Origin of the sequence: Cryobacterium melibiosiphilum, assembly GCF_003602235.1 — a bacterium.
Taxonomy (GTDB): Bacteria; Actinomycetota; Actinomycetes; order Actinomycetales; family Microbacteriaceae; genus Cryobacterium; species Cryobacterium melibiosiphilum.
Genome location: NZ_QZVS01000096.1, coordinates 200,781 through 215,451, shown reverse-complemented (window position 1 = coordinate 215,451; position 14,671 = coordinate 200,781). Strand labels below are relative to the sequence as shown.

At 65.9% G+C, this 14,671-nt stretch carries 16 protein-coding genes and 1 riboswitch; of the genes, 7 read left to right on the top strand and 9 right to left on the bottom strand.

Annotated features, from left to right (window positions below):
• Positions 1–43: 43 nt before the first annotated feature.
• Positions 44–769 (bottom strand): NUDIX hydrolase, encoded by a 726-nt coding sequence (locus D6T64_RS20290; RefSeq protein WP_233551457.1) that lies wholly within the window; start codon positions 767–769, stop codon positions 44–46.
• Positions 770–881: 112 nt separating this feature from the next.
• Between D6T64_RS20290 and D6T64_RS20285 the strand changes: the two genes are divergently transcribed.
• The 4 genes from D6T64_RS20285 (at position 882) to D6T64_RS22740 (ending at position 3,454) form a co-directional block, all read left to right on the top strand.
• Positions 882–1,712 (top strand): MBL fold metallo-hydrolase, encoded by an 831-nt coding sequence (locus tag D6T64_RS20285; RefSeq protein ID WP_119976474.1) that lies wholly within the window; start codon positions 882–884, stop codon positions 1,710–1,712.
• Between the two features lie 142 nt (positions 1,713–1,854).
• Positions 1,855–2,826 (top strand): hypothetical protein, encoded by a 972-nt coding sequence (locus D6T64_RS20280; protein WP_119976473.1) that lies wholly within the window; start codon positions 1,855–1,857, stop codon positions 2,824–2,826.
• A 44-nt stretch (positions 2,827–2,870) separates the two neighbouring features.
• A riboswitch (guanidine-III (ykkC-III) riboswitch) is annotated at positions 2,871–2,935 on the top strand.
• A 10-nt stretch (positions 2,936–2,945) separates the two neighbouring features.
• Complete coding sequence (locus tag D6T64_RS20275; protein WP_119976472.1) at positions 2,946–3,269, top strand: DMT family transporter; 324 nt, start codon at positions 2,946–2,948, stop codon at positions 3,267–3,269.
• 44 nt (positions 3,270–3,313) lie between these two features.
• Positions 3,314–3,454, top strand: a complete 141-nt coding sequence (locus D6T64_RS22740) for a hypothetical protein (protein ID WP_158594928.1) — start codon at positions 3,314–3,316, stop codon at positions 3,452–3,454.
• On the opposite strand, the gene D6T64_RS20270 is transcribed toward D6T64_RS22740, so the two are convergent.
• Complete coding sequence (locus tag D6T64_RS20270; protein WP_119976471.1) at positions 3,451–4,125, bottom strand: hypothetical protein; 675 nt, start codon at positions 4,123–4,125, stop codon at positions 3,451–3,453. The genes D6T64_RS22740 and D6T64_RS20270 overlap by 4 nt on opposite strands.
• 21 nt (positions 4,126–4,146) lie before the next feature.
• Here D6T64_RS20270 and D6T64_RS20265 point away from each other — a divergent pair, with 21 nt between their 5' ends.
• Both D6T64_RS20265 and D6T64_RS20260 read left to right on the top strand, forming a co-directional pair.
• The gene (locus tag D6T64_RS20265; RefSeq protein WP_325049818.1) at positions 4,147–4,707 is read left to right on the top strand and encodes a DUF1801 domain-containing protein; all 561 of its coding nucleotides are present in this window, start codon (positions 4,147–4,149) and stop codon (positions 4,705–4,707) included.
• Positions 4,708–4,781: 74 nt separating this feature from the next.
• Positions 4,782–5,720 (top strand): alpha/beta fold hydrolase, encoded by a 939-nt coding sequence (locus D6T64_RS20260; protein WP_199719242.1) that lies wholly within the window; start codon positions 4,782–4,784, stop codon positions 5,718–5,720.
• On the opposite strand, the gene D6T64_RS20255 is transcribed toward D6T64_RS20260, so the two are convergent.
• Both D6T64_RS20255 and D6T64_RS20250 read right to left on the bottom strand, forming a co-directional pair.
• Positions 5,717–7,054 (bottom strand): class I SAM-dependent methyltransferase, encoded by a 1,338-nt coding sequence (locus D6T64_RS20255; RefSeq protein ID WP_119976469.1) that lies wholly within the window; start codon positions 7,052–7,054, stop codon positions 5,717–5,719. The genes D6T64_RS20260 and D6T64_RS20255 overlap by 4 nt on opposite strands.
• Complete coding sequence (locus D6T64_RS20250) at positions 7,051–8,430, bottom strand: FAD-binding oxidoreductase (RefSeq protein ID WP_119976537.1); 1,380 nt, start codon at positions 8,428–8,430, stop codon at positions 7,051–7,053. The genes D6T64_RS20255 and D6T64_RS20250 overlap by 4 nt, the downstream gene beginning before the upstream one ends.
• 83 nt (positions 8,431–8,513) lie before the next feature.
• Here D6T64_RS20250 and D6T64_RS20245 point away from each other — a divergent pair, with 83 nt between their 5' ends.
• Complete coding sequence (locus D6T64_RS20245; RefSeq protein WP_119976536.1) at positions 8,514–9,233, top strand: YdeI/OmpD-associated family protein; 720 nt, start codon at positions 8,514–8,516, stop codon at positions 9,231–9,233.
• A gap of 28 nt (positions 9,234–9,261) precedes the next feature.
• Here D6T64_RS20245 and nrdF read toward each other — a convergent pair whose 3' ends face one another.
• From nrdF to D6T64_RS20220, 5 genes are all read right to left on the bottom strand, one after another.
• Positions 9,262–10,239 carry a class 1b ribonucleoside-diphosphate reductase subunit beta gene (gene nrdF / locus D6T64_RS20240; protein WP_119976468.1) on the bottom strand — a complete coding sequence of 326 codons (978 nt, stop codon included), beginning with the start codon at positions 10,237–10,239 and terminating at the stop codon, positions 9,262–9,264.
• A 67-nt stretch (positions 10,240–10,306) separates the two neighbouring features.
• Entirely contained in the window at positions 10,307–12,412 is a 2,106-nt protein-coding gene (nrdE, locus tag D6T64_RS20235; RefSeq protein ID WP_119976467.1) for a class 1b ribonucleoside-diphosphate reductase subunit alpha, read from the bottom strand.
• Positions 12,413–12,447: 35 nt separating this feature from the next.
• On the bottom strand, positions 12,448–12,852 hold the full coding sequence (gene nrdI / locus D6T64_RS20230) for a class Ib ribonucleoside-diphosphate reductase assembly flavoprotein NrdI (RefSeq protein ID WP_119976466.1): 405 nt from the start codon (positions 12,850–12,852) through the stop codon (positions 12,448–12,450).
• Positions 12,853–12,866: 14 nt separating this feature from the next.
• Entirely contained in the window at positions 12,867–13,100 is a 234-nt protein-coding gene (gene nrdH / locus D6T64_RS20225) for a glutaredoxin-like protein NrdH (RefSeq protein ID WP_119976465.1), read from the bottom strand.
• 406 nt (positions 13,101–13,506) lie between these two features.
• Positions 13,507–14,610, bottom strand: a complete 1,104-nt coding sequence (locus D6T64_RS20220) for a substrate-binding domain-containing protein (RefSeq protein ID WP_119976535.1) — start codon at positions 14,608–14,610, stop codon at positions 13,507–13,509.
• Between the last annotated feature and the right edge of the window lie 61 nt (positions 14,611–14,671).

Here is a 14,671-nt window from a genome sequence, read left to right as displayed (position 1 = left end):
GGCCGTGTCGCGGGGCCGATCGGCCCCGGCGTTCCCGCTCACCCTATCGCGCGCCTCCGACACCCGACCGCCAGTACACCCACGGCAGCGCGCCGACCTCGAGGCGGTGACGGGCGCCCTCCGCTTCGGCGAGCGCCTGATCGGTGAACGCAACGTCCCCGGCCCAGAAAATGGTGGCGCCGCTCAGGGTCGTGCCCGCCCGCGACGTGAACCGCTCCGGCTCGCCGCGACGCGCTGCGGCCAGCATCTCGGCGACGGATGCCTTTCCCACCAGCCCGTGCAGCGTCACCCAGGTCGGCGCCACGAGCCGCAGCCCGCCGGATGCGTGCCGCTCCAGCGCGTCCTGCGGCCGCAGCCAGGCGGCATCCACGCACTCGTCCGGCGCGAGGGCGAGTGCCCCGCCGGGGTCCGGCGCGAGAAAGAACCAGGTGCGCAGCCGTTTCGGGATGCCCGCGGGCGGCACCCAGCAGCTGATCGCGACGAGCGCGTCGGCGTTCAGCACGAGCCCGGCCTCCTCCTGCACCTCGCGCACCGCCGCCCGCCGCACGCCTGGCTCCTCGCCGGCCGCGTCGGTCTCGCCGTTCGCAACCCGATCCTCCGGATCGACGGCGCCGCCCGGAAACACCCAGGCGCCGGCGAAAGAGCCGCGGTGCCGGGGCCGCTCCAGCAGCAGCACTTCGGGGCCGTGGGCCCCGTCCCGCAGCACCACCACGGTCGCGGCGACCCCGGTGATCACGTCGTCGTCCACTCGCGGATCGATCTCTGGCACCCGTGCACTCTCCTGCCTCAGCGCAGCGGCGCGCTGCCTCACCCTAACCCTGCGGCGCGGCACCCCGCAGGCACGGCCCGCACCGGTCATGCTGCCGGGTAGGCTGCTGGGCATGCTCGCCGACGGCATCCACTCGCGCCCTGCGCCACCGCCCCCTGGCCCGCCGACCCCTGCGCTCGAGCGGACCAGCGGGCTCACCCGTCGCCTGCTCGCCCCGAACGCCGGGCCGATGACCCTCGACGGCACCAATTCCTACCTGATCGCGGCGCCCGACGCCCGGGATGTTGTCGTCGTCGACCCCGGCCCTCTCGACGAGCCCCACCTCGCCCGGCTCGCCGCCGCCGGGCCGGTCGCGCTCGTGCTCATCACCCATCACCATGCCGACCACACCGCGGCGAGCCTGCGCTTCGCCGAGCTGACCGGGGCTCGCGTTCGGGCGCTCGATCCGGCATATTGCGTCGGCGGTGACCCCCTGCAGGGCGGCGAGTTGATCGAGGCGGCCGGGGTGAGCATCCGCGTGCTGGCGACGCCGGGGCACACCGCCGACTCGGTCTGTTTCCACCTGCCGGGCGACGGCCCGAACGGTGCGGTCCTCACCGGCGACACCGTGCTCGGCCGCGGAACCACCGTCGTCGGCCACCCCGACAGCACCCTGCGCGAGTACCTCGCCTCCCTCGCGGCCCTGCGCGCGCTCGGCCCGGCGACCGTGCTGCCCGCCCATGGCCCGGTGCTGCCCGACCTCGCAGCCGTCTGCGCCGCCTATCTCGCACACCGCCACGACCGCCTCGACCAGGTGCGCCGCGCCCTCGCCGTTCTCGGCCCCGACGCCACGCTCACGCAGGTCACCGACCTGGTCTACTTCGAGACGGATGCCGCGGTGCGCGTCGCCGCCGAAGCCTCCGTGCGCGCCCAGCTCGACTACCTCGCGCCTCACGACCGCTGACCCGCCAGCCGAGCGACGACCGCCACGCACGAAACAGTCGCGCGTTTATGTATCATTACAGCGTGCGCTAGCGTGTGCCCCGATCGGTGCGACCGAACCGGAAGGCGCGAGCGTCGACCTCGACTCTGGACAAGGGAACACCATGCGCCACCACTCGACCCTCCGCCGCACCCTCACGGCCGTCTGCGCCACGACGATTTTCACGCTCGGCCTGGCGGGCTGCGCGGCAACGTCCACGGAGTCCGATTCCGGCGCTGAATCCGAGCCGACCGCCACCGCCGAAACAGCCACCCCGCTCTACGAGTACCTGGCCGTCACCTACCCGACCTACGACGACGACGAGGCCCGGGCGAACCACGACGACTATCAGGCGGCGCTCACGACCTGCATGACCGAACAGGGCTTCAGCTATGTTCCCGAGGAGTACGCCAGCTACAGCGGGTCCACCGCCGATACCGACGATGCACCCTTCGAAGACCGCAACACCGAAGCCTGGGTGGCCGAGTACGGCTACGGCCTCACCCAGGTGCAGGAAGAGTACGTGCCCGACGAGACCGCGACGGTCGACCCCAACAACGACTACGTCGATTCCCTCGACGGTGAACAGTCGGGCGCCTACTACGCGGCCCTGTATGGCGAGTACACGGCTGAGGCCACGACCTGGGAGGCCCAGGGCTGCCAGGGGGTGGCCGATCACGCCGTGTCCGGCGAATTCGACGCGCTCCTGGAGCTGCACAGCCCCATTCTGAGCGCCGCGGAGGCCCTCAGCGCCTCGTTCCCGCAGACTCCGGAGCTGGTCGCCCTCGACGCGGAGTGGGCAGCGTGCATGAGCACCGCCGGCTACACGACGTTCAGCACCCAGCCGGCACCGTACAGCGCGATCTTCGACGAGAGCCAGGCGCTCTACCTGACCGCAACCGGAATGACCGAGGACGCCCGACTGGAGTTGCAGGGCCGCGAGATCCCGCTCGCCCTGGCCGATTTCCGCTGCTCCGACGAGGTCGATTATCTGACCCGGTCGATCACCGTGCAGGCAGCGCTGGAAGACCAGTTCGTGATCGACAACGAGGCCGAACTCGACGCCCTCGTCGCCGATTTCACCGCCCTCGCCTAACCACCCGTGCCCAGCCCCTGCACACACTCCCCCGCTAGGCTGACCCCAAGCCGCTGAATGCGGCTCCGGACGAGGGACCAGTACCCGGTACGCGACAAGACTGGCCAGTGGAGCACACCATGTCCTGGATCATCCTCATCGCCTCCGGCGTTCTCGAAGCCGTCTGGGCGACCGCGCTCGGCAAGTCCGAGGGCTTCACCAAGCTCTGGCCCTCGATCGTCTTCGGCGTCGCCCTCGTCATCAGCATGGCCGGCCTCGCCTTCGCCATGCGCGACATCTCGGTCGGCACCGCCTACGCCGTCTGGGTCGGCATCGGCGCAGCGCTCACCGTGCTCTACGCCATGATCTTCGGCGGCGAGCCCGCCTCGCTCATCAAGGTGCTGCTCATCCTCGGCCTGGTCGGCTGCATCGTCGGCCTCAAGCTCGTCGACACCGCCCACTAGTCATCCCGCCCGTACCATTCGACGGTGTCCCGTACCATTCGACGGTGTTGAGCGCGTTTTCGACGATTTGGTGCAGGAAAAACCGCTGTTCGGGCCTCAACTCCGTCGAATGGTACGGGGCTGCCCGCACGGCGCCCTCGGTGACGGATGCCGCGGCATCCGTCACCGAGGCAGGCTGCGCCTAGCGCCGATAGGTGTCCACGTTCGCCGGAACCCGAACCTCGACCGGAACGCCGCGACGCTCGGCCTCGGCGATGAGCACCCGAGCGGCGGCCTGGAAGGTGGGATCCCACAGGCCTTCACCCCACACGCCCTTGAACCCGGTGAGTTTCATGTTCTTGTCTGTCATGCGGCGCGACGCCGCCGGGTTCGACGCTCCCGGGTTGCCCTCCCGAGCCAGTAGCGCCTCGGAGTCACGGACGTGGATGTCGACGTACATCATCATGTCGCGGCCGAGCATCTTCGTCGTCCACACGCCGATGGAACGTCTGCGGAACCCCAGGGATTGGTCGCACACCGTGATGGACGTCATCTCGCCCCAGGCGATGAGCCCGAGGCTCGGAAAGACGACGCCGGCGTCCCCGATCGCGAGCGCGAGGCGGTCGTCCGCGCTCCACCGGGTCTCCGTGCCCCGGGACATCAGCAGCACCATGCCCGGAGTGACGACCATCAGGATGCCGATCAGCACGAAGGCCCCGGTGCCCACCTTGCCCAGAATGGAGAAGACGAGCCCCGCGATGAGCAGCGCGGCAATGACCGCGGCAACGACGTAGTGGTTGCGGCGATACTTCGCGGCCAGTCCCGGAGCATAGCGGGCGATGTAGGCGTTCTGCAGGTGCGGGGGCAGTGTTTCCATGGGGCGACTCCTGGGGCGTCGATGGCGGCTGACTCGGTGGGCAGTCGTCACGACCACCCCATTCGCGTACTAGACGATGAGTCTACCGCCCGGGACCTCGTCGGGCCGGTGTCCCTAGCCACCGTGGGCGTGCACGCGCGATACTGGGGCATGGCCGAGAATAAGACGCAACCGACGGATGTCTCCGTCGCAGATTTTCTAGAGGCAGCAACCCCCGCCCGCCGCCGCGCCGACGGTCTGGCCCTCGCCGAGATCTTCCACGACGTGACCGGGGAGGATCCCGTGCTCTGGGGCCCGTCGATCGTGGGCTACGGCATCTTTCACTACGTGTCACCCGCGAATCCCCGCACCCAGGGCGACTGGATGAAGACCGGATTCTCGCCGCGCAAGGCGCAACTGTCGATCTACGGCCTGAAGGACACCCCGGAGGGGGCCGCCCTGCTGCCGCAACTCGGCACCTTCACGGAGGGCGCAGGGTGCGTCTACGTGCGAAAACTCGACGACATCGACCTCGAGGTGTTGCGCCGACTCATCGCCATCGCCGCATCCCGAGGCGACGATCCCACCCCGCCCGGTGCGTGACGTCGTTCGCCGCGGCGGGGCTGATTCAGGGCTACAAACGTAGTATTTTGGTCGGCACACGTGAGGAGAATGCCATGACGAGCATCCACACCACGCCCGAACTGCCGACCCTGACGGGCGTAGAACACAGATTCATCGACCTCCCCGGGCTGCGCATGCACGTGGCCGAAGCGGGTTCCGGAAAACCGCTCCTGCTGCTGCACGGCTTCCCGCAGCACTGGTGGGCCTGGCGCAAGGTGATCCCCGCCCTGGCCGCCCATTACCGGGTGATCTGCCCGGATCTGCGAGGAGCCGGCTGGACCGACGCCCCGCCCGACGGGTACACGAGCGAGCAGCTCGTGGGTGATGTGACCGCACTGCTCGACGCTCTGCACCTGCAGAAGGTCGATATCCTCGGCTACGACTGGGGTGCCCTCGTCGGTTTTCGGTTGTGCCTGGCGCACCCCGAACGCGTTGGCCGGTTCGTCTGCCTGGCAGCCCCGCATCCGTACCCGGACGTGCACCTTCGAGCTCTGCTGTATGTCTGGCGAATCTGGCCGATGTTCGCCATCGCCCTGCCGGGTCTCGGACCGTGGCTGCTGCGCCGAGGTCGCCTGCCACGCTGGCTGATGACCAGCGACACGAGCGACCCCTCGGTGTACTCCCGCGCCGACCTCGACGTCTTCGTGTCCCCGTTCGCGGATCCTGCGCGAGCGCGGGCCGGTTCGGCGCTCTACCGGCACTTCATCCTGACCGAGGCGAATCGCAGCAGCGCGGGCGCGTATCGCAGCACCCGCCTCCAGACGCCGACCCTCGCGCTCTACGGAACCGTGCTCTATGGAAACAACGACCCGTCACGGGAACATCCGGAGATCCTCGGGGGTTATCAGGATTACGCTGACGACTTCACCCTCGAGCATGTCCCCGGCACCGGCTACTACCTTGCCGAGCAACGACCCGATGTCGTGATCCGGCGCACCCTCGAGTTCCTCTCCGCCGGCCCAGGCGTCGCGGGCGAGGGCGCCGCGGGCTAGGGCGTCCACCACGGCCGTAGTGGATGCCCCGAGGCGCCGCCACGCTCGTCCGGCCTCGCCATCAACACCTGGTGCAGCTGGATCCCGTTGCTCTCGAAGGCGAGCCGAGAGCCGGCCATGTAGAGCCCCCACACCTTCGCGGTGGGCAGCCCAACCTCGGCGACCGCCTCGTCCCAGTGCTCGACGAGGTTGGCGCACCAGTCGCGCAGTGTCAGCGCATAGTGCTGCCGCAGGTTTTCCTCGTGCAACACCTCGAGTCCCGCATCCTGCGCTTCGCTGATGATGCGTCCGGAGCCGGTGAGCTCGCCATCGGGAAAGACGTATCGATCGATGAACCCGCGGGTCGCCGCTGCGCTGTGGTTCTCCGGCCGGGTGATGCAGTGGTTGAGCAGCAGGCCTCCGGGGCGAAGCCGGTCCTGCAGAAAGCCGAAGTACGCCGCGTAGTTGCGCACGCCGATGTGCTCGAGAAGGCCGATCGACGACACTGCGTCAAAGCCGGTTTCCGTCACGTCGCGGTAGTCGCCGAACCGAACCTCTGCCACATCTTTCAGGCCCTCGGCGGCGATCGCCCGCTGTGCCCACGAAGCCTGCTCGATCGACAGCGTCACCCCGGTGGCTCGCACTCCGCGCCGGGCGGCATAACGCACCATGCCGCCCCAGCCGCACCCGACATCGAGCAGTCGGTCGCCCGGCGCCAGATGCAATTTCTCGAACACCAGCCGATACTTGTTCTCCTGCGCCTCGTCGAGGGAGGCGTCCTCGCGCGGGTAGCAGGCGCAGGTGTACGTCATCGACGGCCCGAGCACCCACTCGTAAAACGTGTTCGAGACGTCGTAGTGGTGATGGATCGCGTCGGCGTCACGGGTCTTGCTGTGCCGCAGCCCCGCGGCGGCCCGGCGCCAGCGGGCCGGCGCTTCCTGCGGCGGCGGCGCGCTGGGCAGCAGCCTCCTCGCCCCGATAGAGCGGATGATGTCCGCCATCGTCCACGCCGATGGCCGGCTGAACTCCAGGCTCTCGGCGAGAGCGGCGAGAAGCTCGTAGGGGTCCCCCGGGTGCACTCCGTGCAGCTCGAGATCGCCGGCGATGTAGGCGCGGGCCAGTCCGAGGTCGCCGCGGCCCGTGGCGAGGTAGGTCGTGCCGCGCGGCGTCCGCAGCTCCACCCCGTATGGGGCGTCCGGCGGTCCGGCCGCACTCCCGTCGTAAGCGGTGAACCGCACCGGGAGACGCCCGCCGGCGACTATCTCCAACACCTGCGCGAGGGTGAGATGTCCCGCCGGCGCCGGCGCATCCGTCGCCCGTGTCACCCGTGTTGCACGATCCTTGAACGTGGTCATCGTCGTTGCACCGCCTTGGAGTAGAGGTCGAGCAGTCGGGAATCGGGGTCGTAGCGTTTCTTCACGGCCCGGTAGACGTCGCCGCCGTAGAGCTCGTCGAACTCCGCCCGGGAGTAGTAGGAGTCGGAGTACAGCGACTTGTGCCCGTCGAGCTCACCGACTTTTCGTTCGATGCGCCGGTTCATCTCCCCCGGGGTACGCCCCACCGGCACGGTCGACCAGAACCCCACGTTGAGGTAGTTCTGCTCAGGCCGGATCGGGTAGAGAGGCCAGCGGTCGTCATCCCGCAGGCGCAGCGGGCACAGCCAGATGGGCGTGATCGGCACCGAGCTCAGGAACCAGTCCAGAAATTCCACGCACCGCGTGGTGGGTACCTCCACGTCCTGCACGACGCGCTCGCGGGGTGGCCGGCCGCGCAGCTTCTCGATTCGGTCGCCGATCTGAAACCGCTGTTCGATCTTCATCAGCTTGCCGTAGGTGCGGCTGTTCCGGTAGCGGCGGGGCCAGATCCTTCGAATGAGCGGATGCTGCGCGCCGAATGCTTCGGAGCACCAGAACCAGTCGGTGTCCCAGCGCCAGAAGTAGTCGTGAAGGGTGAGGCGGTCGTGGGTCGCGCCATTCGCGTGTCGCAGGGAACGGTAGTAGACCTGCTGGCCGGTGTAGTCGCTCACCGGGCCCGGCGCGCTGGTCTGCCGACCCACGCAGAGGTAGCTTTCGTCGGGCGCGAAGACGACGCCGTCGAGATAGTCCACGGCAGCACCGTCGAGACGACCGGTCGCCAGAATGCTCTCGAGCGTCGTCATCAGGTCGGCGAGCGTGTGGAAGCGCACGTGGGTGAGGGCGACGAAGGGCTTGACCGGTTCGAGTTCGATGCGCAGGCGCGTCGCGTAGCCGAGCGTTCCGTAAGAATTGGGAAAGGCCCGATACAGTGCGGCGTTCTCGCCAGGCGATGCGGTGAGCATCTCACCGCCGCCGGTCAGAATGTCCAGCTCAAGCACCGACTCGTGGGGCAGGCCGCTGCGGAACGACGTCGACTCGATGCCGAGGCCGGTGACCGCGCCGCCCAGGGTGATGGTCTTCAATTGCGGCACGACGAGCGGCGCCAACCCATAGCGCAGGGTCTCGGCGACGAGGTCGTCGTAGGTGCACATGCCGGCTACGTCGGCCGTTCGCCCCTCCACGTCAACGGCGATGACGCCCGTCAGGCCGCTCGTGTCGAGCCCGGCAGCACCCGTCTTGGTTCGAGTGCGGAACAGGTTCGAGGTGGGCTTGGCCAGTCGAATCGGGGCCGTTGCCGGCAACGCCCGGTAGCTCGCCAGCAGGCGCTGCACGCCGGCGGCGTGAGCGCTCTGGGCGTCGAGCACGGCAGCGGGCACGCCCACACGGTAGTCCCGGTCGGAGTGATTGCACCAGTGTTCGGTGCCACCGATATCGCGGTATGTTCTGGCAGACTCGGGCCATGACCACGACGATCGGCACGCCGGGCGGCACACCAGAGCGGCCGGCACTCTTCTTCGCCTCGCCCGAGGAGTTTCGCGCTTGGCTGGAGGCGAACCATGCCACCGCGACGGAACTCTGGATGGTCCTCAACAAGAAGCACGTGCCGGGCCGCGGGCTCACCTGGGAGCAGGCCGTTCCCGAAGCACTGTGCTTCGGCTGGATCGATTCGGTGTCCCAGCGCATCGATGAGGATGCGCGTCGCCAACGGTGGACACCGCGCAAGCCCTCGAGCATCTGGTCGAGTGTCAACATCGCCTGGATCGAGAAACTCACCGCTGAGGGGCGCATGCACGAGGCCGGCCTGGCCGCATTCGCGCGCCGACGCGCCGACAAATCGGGGGTCTATGCCCATGAAAACCCCCACGAGGATCTGCCCCCGCAGGCGGCAGCGCGGCTCGCCGCAAACCCGGCGGCAACCGCGTTCTGGGAAGCAGCCACAGTGACGTACCGCCACCAGGTCACCCACTGGGCGCTGTCTGCGAAGCAGGCGGCCACCCGCGAACGGCGGCTGGCCCAGCTGATCGACGACAGCGCGGCCGGTCTCTTGGTTCCCTTCCAGCGCTTCGGCGACACGCCGAAATGGGCCGAGCGCGCCGCCGCTGCGGCTCAGGCTGCGGCATCCGCTTCATCAACTGCGTCGCCAACCTCTGACGCACACAACGAAGGCCCCCGAGAATGATCTCGGGGGCCTTCGGCGACTCTCGCGGCTAGAAGTCCCAGTCGTCGTCTTCGGTGTTCACGGCCTTGCCGATCACGTATGAGGAGCCCGACCCGCTGAAGAAGTCGTGGTTCTCGTCGGCGTTCGGCGACAGGGCCGACAAAATAGCCGGGTTCACGTCGCAGACGTCCTTCGGGAAGATGGCCTCATAACCGAGGTTCATCAGGGCCTTGTTGGCGTTGTAGTGCAAGAACTTCTTCACGTCTTCGGTCAGTCCGACCCCGTCGTAGAGGTCCTGCGTGTACTGCACCTCGTTCTCGTAGAGCTCGAACACGAGGTTGAAGGCGTAGTCCTTGATCTCGTCGCGACGCTCCTGCGTTGCCGCTTCGAGGCCCTTCTGAAACTTGTAGCCGATGTAATAACCGTGCACCGCTTCATCCCGAATGATCAGACGGATGAGGTCGGCCGTGTTGGTCATGCGGGCGCGGCTTGAGAACCACATCGGCAGGTAGAAGCCCGAGTAGAACAGGAACGACTCGAGCAGCACCGAGGCGACCTTGCGCTTGAGCGGGTCGTCACCCTGGTAGTAGTCCATGACGATCGAGGCCTTGCGCTGCAGGTTCTCGTTCTCGGTCGACCAGCGAAAAGCCTCGTCGATGTCCTTCGTGTTGCTGAGCGTCGAGAAGATCGACGAGTAGCTCTTGGCGTGCACGGACTCCATGAACGCGATGTTCGTGTACACGGCCTCTTCGTGCGGGGTGATCGAGTCGGGAATGAGCGACACCGCGCCGACCGTGCCCTGGATCGTGTCGAGCAGGGTCAGTCCGGTGAAGACCCGCAGGGTGAGCTGCTGCTCTTCCGGCGTGAGCTGGTTCCACGACTGGATGTCGTTGCTGAGCGGGATCTTCTCGGGCAGCCAGAAGTTGTTGGTCAACCGGTTCCAGACGTCGACGTCTTTCTCGTCTTCGATCTTGTTCCAGTTGATCGCATCCACGTGCGAGACCAGCTTGAGCTTGGCGCTCGTCATGATTCTTCTTTCTTAAATCCGTTGGTGTTCCGGTGATTCATAAACAGCTCATCTACAAACAGGTCGTTTATAGGGCGCAGGAAACGCAACCCTCGACCTCGGTGCCCTCGAGCGCCATCTGGCGCAGGCGGATGTAGTAGATCGTCTTGATGCCCTTTTTCCAGGCGTAGATCTGCGCGCGGTTGATGTCGCGGGTGGTGGCGGTGTCCTTGAAGAACAGGGTCAGCGAGAGTCCCTGGTCGACGTGCTGGGTGGCCGCGGCGTAGACGTCGATGACTTTCTCGGCACCGATTTCGTAGGCATCCTGGTAGTAGTCCAGGTTGTCGTTGGTCATGAAAGGCGCCGGGTAGTACACGCGCCCGAGCTTGCCCTCCTTGCGGATCTCGATCTTGGCCGCGATCGGGTGGATCGAGGCGGTCGAGTTGTTGATGTACGAGATCGACCCGGTCGGCGGCACCGCCTGCAGGTTCTGGTTGTAGATGCCGTGCTCCATGACGGATGCCTTGAGCTCGGCCCAGTCGGCCTGCGTCGGAATCGACACCCCGGCCTGCGTGAACAGTTCGGCGCCGCGTTCGGTGACGGGCACCCAGGCCTCGACGGTGTACTTGTCGAAGAACGTGCCCGTGGCGTAGGTCGAGTTTTCGAAGCCCTCGAACGCGTGGCCACGCTCGATCGCGATCTCATTCGAGGCCTGCAGGGCATGGAACAGCACCGTGTAGAAGTAGATGTTGGTGAAGTCGATACTCACGTCGCTGCCGTAGTAGACGCGCTCGCGGGCGAGGTAGCCGTGCAGGTTCATCTGGCCGAGGCCGATGGCGTGCGAGCGGTCGTTGCCGTCTTCGATCGAACGAACGGATGAGATGTGGCTCTGCTCAGAGACCGCGTTCAGGCCGCGAATGGCCGTTCCCACGGTGCGTCCGAGGTTGCCGGAGTCCATGGCCAGGGCGATGTTCATCGACCCGAGGTTGCAGGAGATGTCCTTGCCGATCTCGTTGTAGGACAGATCTTCGTTGTACGTGGTCGGGGTGTTGACCTGCAGGATCTCCGAGCACAGGTTCGACATGTTGATGCGGCCCTCGATCGGGTTCGCCTTGTTCACGGTGTCTTCGAACATGATGTACGGGTAGCCGGACTCGAACTGGATCTCGGCGAGGGTCTGGAAGAAGTCCCGGGCCTTCATCTTCGACTTCTTGATGCGGGAATCGTTGACCATCTCGTGGTACTTCTCGGTGACCGAGATGTCGGCGAAGGGCACGCCGTAGACGCGCTCCACGTCGTAGGGAGAGAACAGGTACATGTCCTCCCCCTTCTTGGCCAGCTCGAAGGTGATGTCCGGGATGACGACGCCGAGGGAGAGTGTCTTGATGCGCACCTTCTCGTCGGCGTTCTCGCGCTTGGTGTCGAGAAAACGCATGATGTCGGGGTGGTGCGCGTGCAGGTACACCGCTCCGGCACCCTGTCGGGCGCCGAGCTGGTTGGCATAGCTGAAGGAGTCTTCGAGCAGCTTCATGACGGGGATGATGCCGCTGGACTGGTTCTCGATCTGCTTGATCGGGGCGCCGGCCTCACGAATGTTCGAGAGCAGCAGGGCCACGCCGCCGCCGCGCTTGGAGAGCTGCAGCGAGGAGTTGATGCCACGAGAAATCGACTCCATGTTGTCTTCGATGCGCAGCAGGAAGCAGGAGACGAGCTCGCCGCGCTGGGCCTTGCCGGAGTTCAGGAAGGTCGGGGTGGCGGGCTGGAACCGGCCGGCGACGATCTCTTCGACCAGGGCGACCGCGAGCTTCTCGTCGCCCTGGGCGAGGCCGAGGGCGCTCATCACGACGCGGTCTTCGAAACGCTCGAGGTAGCGGTTGCCGTCGAAGGTCTTGAGCGTGTACGAGGTGTAGTACTTGAACGCGCCGAGGAAGGTCTGGAATCGGAACTTCTTCGAGTAGGCGAGGTCGTTGAGGCTCGTGATGAACTCGAACGAGTACAGGTCGAGAACGGCCTGCTCGTAGTACTCGTGCTCGACGAGATAGTCGAGGCGCTCGCGCAGGCTGTGGAAGAAGACGGTGTTCTGGTTGACGTGCTGCAGGAAGAACTCGCGAGCGGCATCCTTGTCCTTGTCGAACTGGATTTCTCCGTTCGGCCCGTACAGGTTGAGCATGGCGTTCAGGGAGTGGTAATCCATTCCCTGGCCCAGGGGCGATTCCAGCGGAGTCGCTCTTACGGCTGTCGTGTCCAAAATGCTTCCAATCCGTCGTGAACGATGCGCACATCATCCGGTGTTCCAAATACTTCAAAGCGATACAGGTGGGGCACCTTGCACTTGCTGGCGATGATGTCGCCCGCAAGGCAGTAGGCCTCACCAAAGTTGGTGTTGCCGGCGCCGATGACGCCGCGGATGAGAGACCGGTTGGTCTCGTTGTTCAGAAACTTGATGACCTGCTTGGGCACGGCGCCGGCGTTGCTGCCCCCGCCGTAGGTCGGGAGGCAGAGCACGTAGGGCTCGGAGACCTGCAGGGGTTCGTCACAGGCGTGCAGCGGGATGCGGGCGGCCGGGCGACCCAGCTTCTCGATAAATCGCGCGGTATTGCCCGAGGTGCTCGAGAAATAGACGATGTCAGCCATGCGGCGCCGTGCGGTTACGCGAGGCGGGCGGCGAGCTCGTTGATCTTGTCGGGGCGGAAGCCTGACCAGTGATCTTCGTCGGTGATGACGACGGGAGCCTGCAGGTATCCGAGCGCCTTGACGGCCTCGAGCGCGTTTTCATCCACGGACAGGTCGAGGACCTGGTACTCGATGCCCTTGTTGTCGAGCGCGCGGTACGTCGCGTTGCACTGCACGCAGGAGGGCTTCGTGTAGACCGTGATTGCCATTGGTGATGGCCTTTCTTTCGTGAGTTCTGTTGTGAATTATGCTGAGTATTTTTCGAAGGATAATTTCGAAGAGTGCGGGGATCCCCGCTAAATCTGTGCCGCGGACCCGTAGGGTCCAACTGGAGTCTTAATACTACATCTAGGGCTTCCCGATAGGAACAGCCACTACATGCGGTAATTACAATTATGTAGTTATCCACTGACATTCTGAGGTTTTCAACAGGCCGCCCCCGAATGGGGCCCCTGAATTCCGCGGTTTTCCCGCACTTATCCACAACCTGTGGGACACCAAAAATCTTCCCTGTGGAAACTCCCTTACCGTGTTGCGGCGTGTCGCGGGCAGACGGCACGAGGGCCGGAACGGCATCCGTTCCGGCCCTCGTGCTGGTGCAGCAGCGCTCTGGTGCTACTCGGTCAGCGGTGCCAGTTTCGGGTCGTCAGCATAGGCCTCGGCCGCGTTGGCCTTGGTCACGATCACCGGCGGGATGAGGTAGGCCGGAACGATCTTGTTGCCGTTGTCGTAGCTGTCATCGTTGGTCTCCGGCGTGTCCCCGACCTGCAGGGCCTTCACCATGTCGATCGCCTGGGTCACCAGCAGTCGGGTGTCCTTGTTGATCGTGGAGTACTGCTCGCCCGCCATGATCGATTTGACCGACTCCACTTCCGAGTCCTGACCGGTCACCACCGGAATCGGCTTGCCGGCCGCCTTCACCGAGGTGATGATGGCGCGGGCCAGAGTGTCGTTGGGCGAGAGCACACCGTCGATTTCCTTGTCACCGTAGGTACTGGTCAGCAGCGAGTCCATGCGACTCTGGGCGTTCTCGGCCTTCCAGTCCGCCGTCGCCGTCTGCTTGATGTCGGTCTGCCCGGAGGCGACGACGAGGGTGCCGTCGTCGATCTTCGGCTGCAGCACGTCCATCGCGCCGTTGAAGAAGACCGGCGCGTTGGCGTCGGCGGAGTTGCCCGAGAACAGTTCGATGTTGTACGGTCCTTCAGGCTTCTTCGCCGCGAGTCCGTCCAGCAGCGCCTGCCCCTGCAACTGCCCCACCTTGAAGTTGTCGAAGGCAACGTAGTAGTCGACGTTGTCGGTGTTGAGGATCAGGCGGTCGTAGGCGATGACGATCGCACCGGCGTCGTGTGCGTCCTTGACCTGGGTGCCGAGCTGGGCACCGTCCTGGGCTCCGATGATGATGGCTTTGGCGCCGTTGGTGATCATCGCGGAGATCTGGTCCTGCTGGTCCTTGACCGTCGTCGACGCGCCGGCATACTGCACGTCGGCTTCGAAGCCCGCCTCGGCGAGGCCGTCCTCAAAGAGCCCACCGGCGAGAACCCAGTTCTCACTCGTCTTCGAGGGGAGGGCGACGCCGATGACCGAGTCCGCCGGGAACCCTGATTCAGTTGTTCCGGCGCCGGCCGAATCGGGGGCTCGGGTGGAGCATCCGGAGAGTGCCATGAGGGCGACCGCGGCGACTGCTGTGACCGCTGTGACCTTGACCGAGATTTTTCGCATGTCCATCACTTTCTCTGTGTTGATGAGTATTGATTGCGGGTTTCCCTGGGCAGGGAACGAG

Coding starts and splice junctions, on each gene's coding strand:
- D6T64_RS20255 (WP_119976469.1), bottom strand. CDS start 7,054: ATGACCACGTTCAAGGATCGTGCAACACGGGTGACACGGGCGACGGAT.
- D6T64_RS20285 (WP_119976474.1), top strand. CDS start 882: ATGCTCGCCGACGGCATCCACTCGCGCCCTGCGCCACCGCCCCCTGGC.
- nrdF (WP_119976468.1), bottom strand. CDS start 10,239: ATGACGAGCGCCAAGCTCAAGCTGGTCTCGCACGTGGATGCGATCAAC.
- D6T64_RS20245 (WP_119976536.1), top strand. CDS start 8,514: ATGACCACGACGATCGGCACGCCGGGCGGCACACCAGAGCGGCCGGCA.
- D6T64_RS20280 (WP_119976473.1), top strand. CDS start 1,855: ATGCGCCACCACTCGACCCTCCGCCGCACCCTCACGGCCGTCTGCGCC.
- nrdH (WP_119976465.1), bottom strand. CDS start 13,100: ATGGCAATCACGGTCTACACGAAGCCCTCCTGCGTGCAGTGCAACGCG.
- D6T64_RS20220 (WP_119976535.1), bottom strand. CDS start 14,610: ATGCGAAAAATCTCGGTCAAGGTCACAGCGGTCACAGCAGTCGCCGCG.
- D6T64_RS20265 (WP_325049818.1), top strand. CDS start 4,147: ATGGCGGCTGACTCGGTGGGCAGTCGTCACGACCACCCCATTCGCGTA.
- D6T64_RS20275 (WP_119976472.1), top strand. CDS start 2,946: ATGTCCTGGATCATCCTCATCGCCTCCGGCGTTCTCGAAGCCGTCTGG.
- nrdE (WP_119976467.1), bottom strand. CDS start 12,412: ATGGATTACCACTCCCTGAACGCCATGCTCAACCTGTACGGGCCGAAC.
- D6T64_RS20260 (WP_199719242.1), top strand. CDS start 4,782: ATGACGAGCATCCACACCACGCCCGAACTGCCGACCCTGACGGGCGTA.
- D6T64_RS20270 (WP_119976471.1), bottom strand. CDS start 4,125: ATGGAAACACTGCCCCCGCACCTGCAGAACGCCTACATCGCCCGCTAT.
- nrdI (WP_119976466.1), bottom strand. CDS start 12,852: ATGGCTGACATCGTCTATTTCTCGAGCACCTCGGGCAATACCGCGCGA.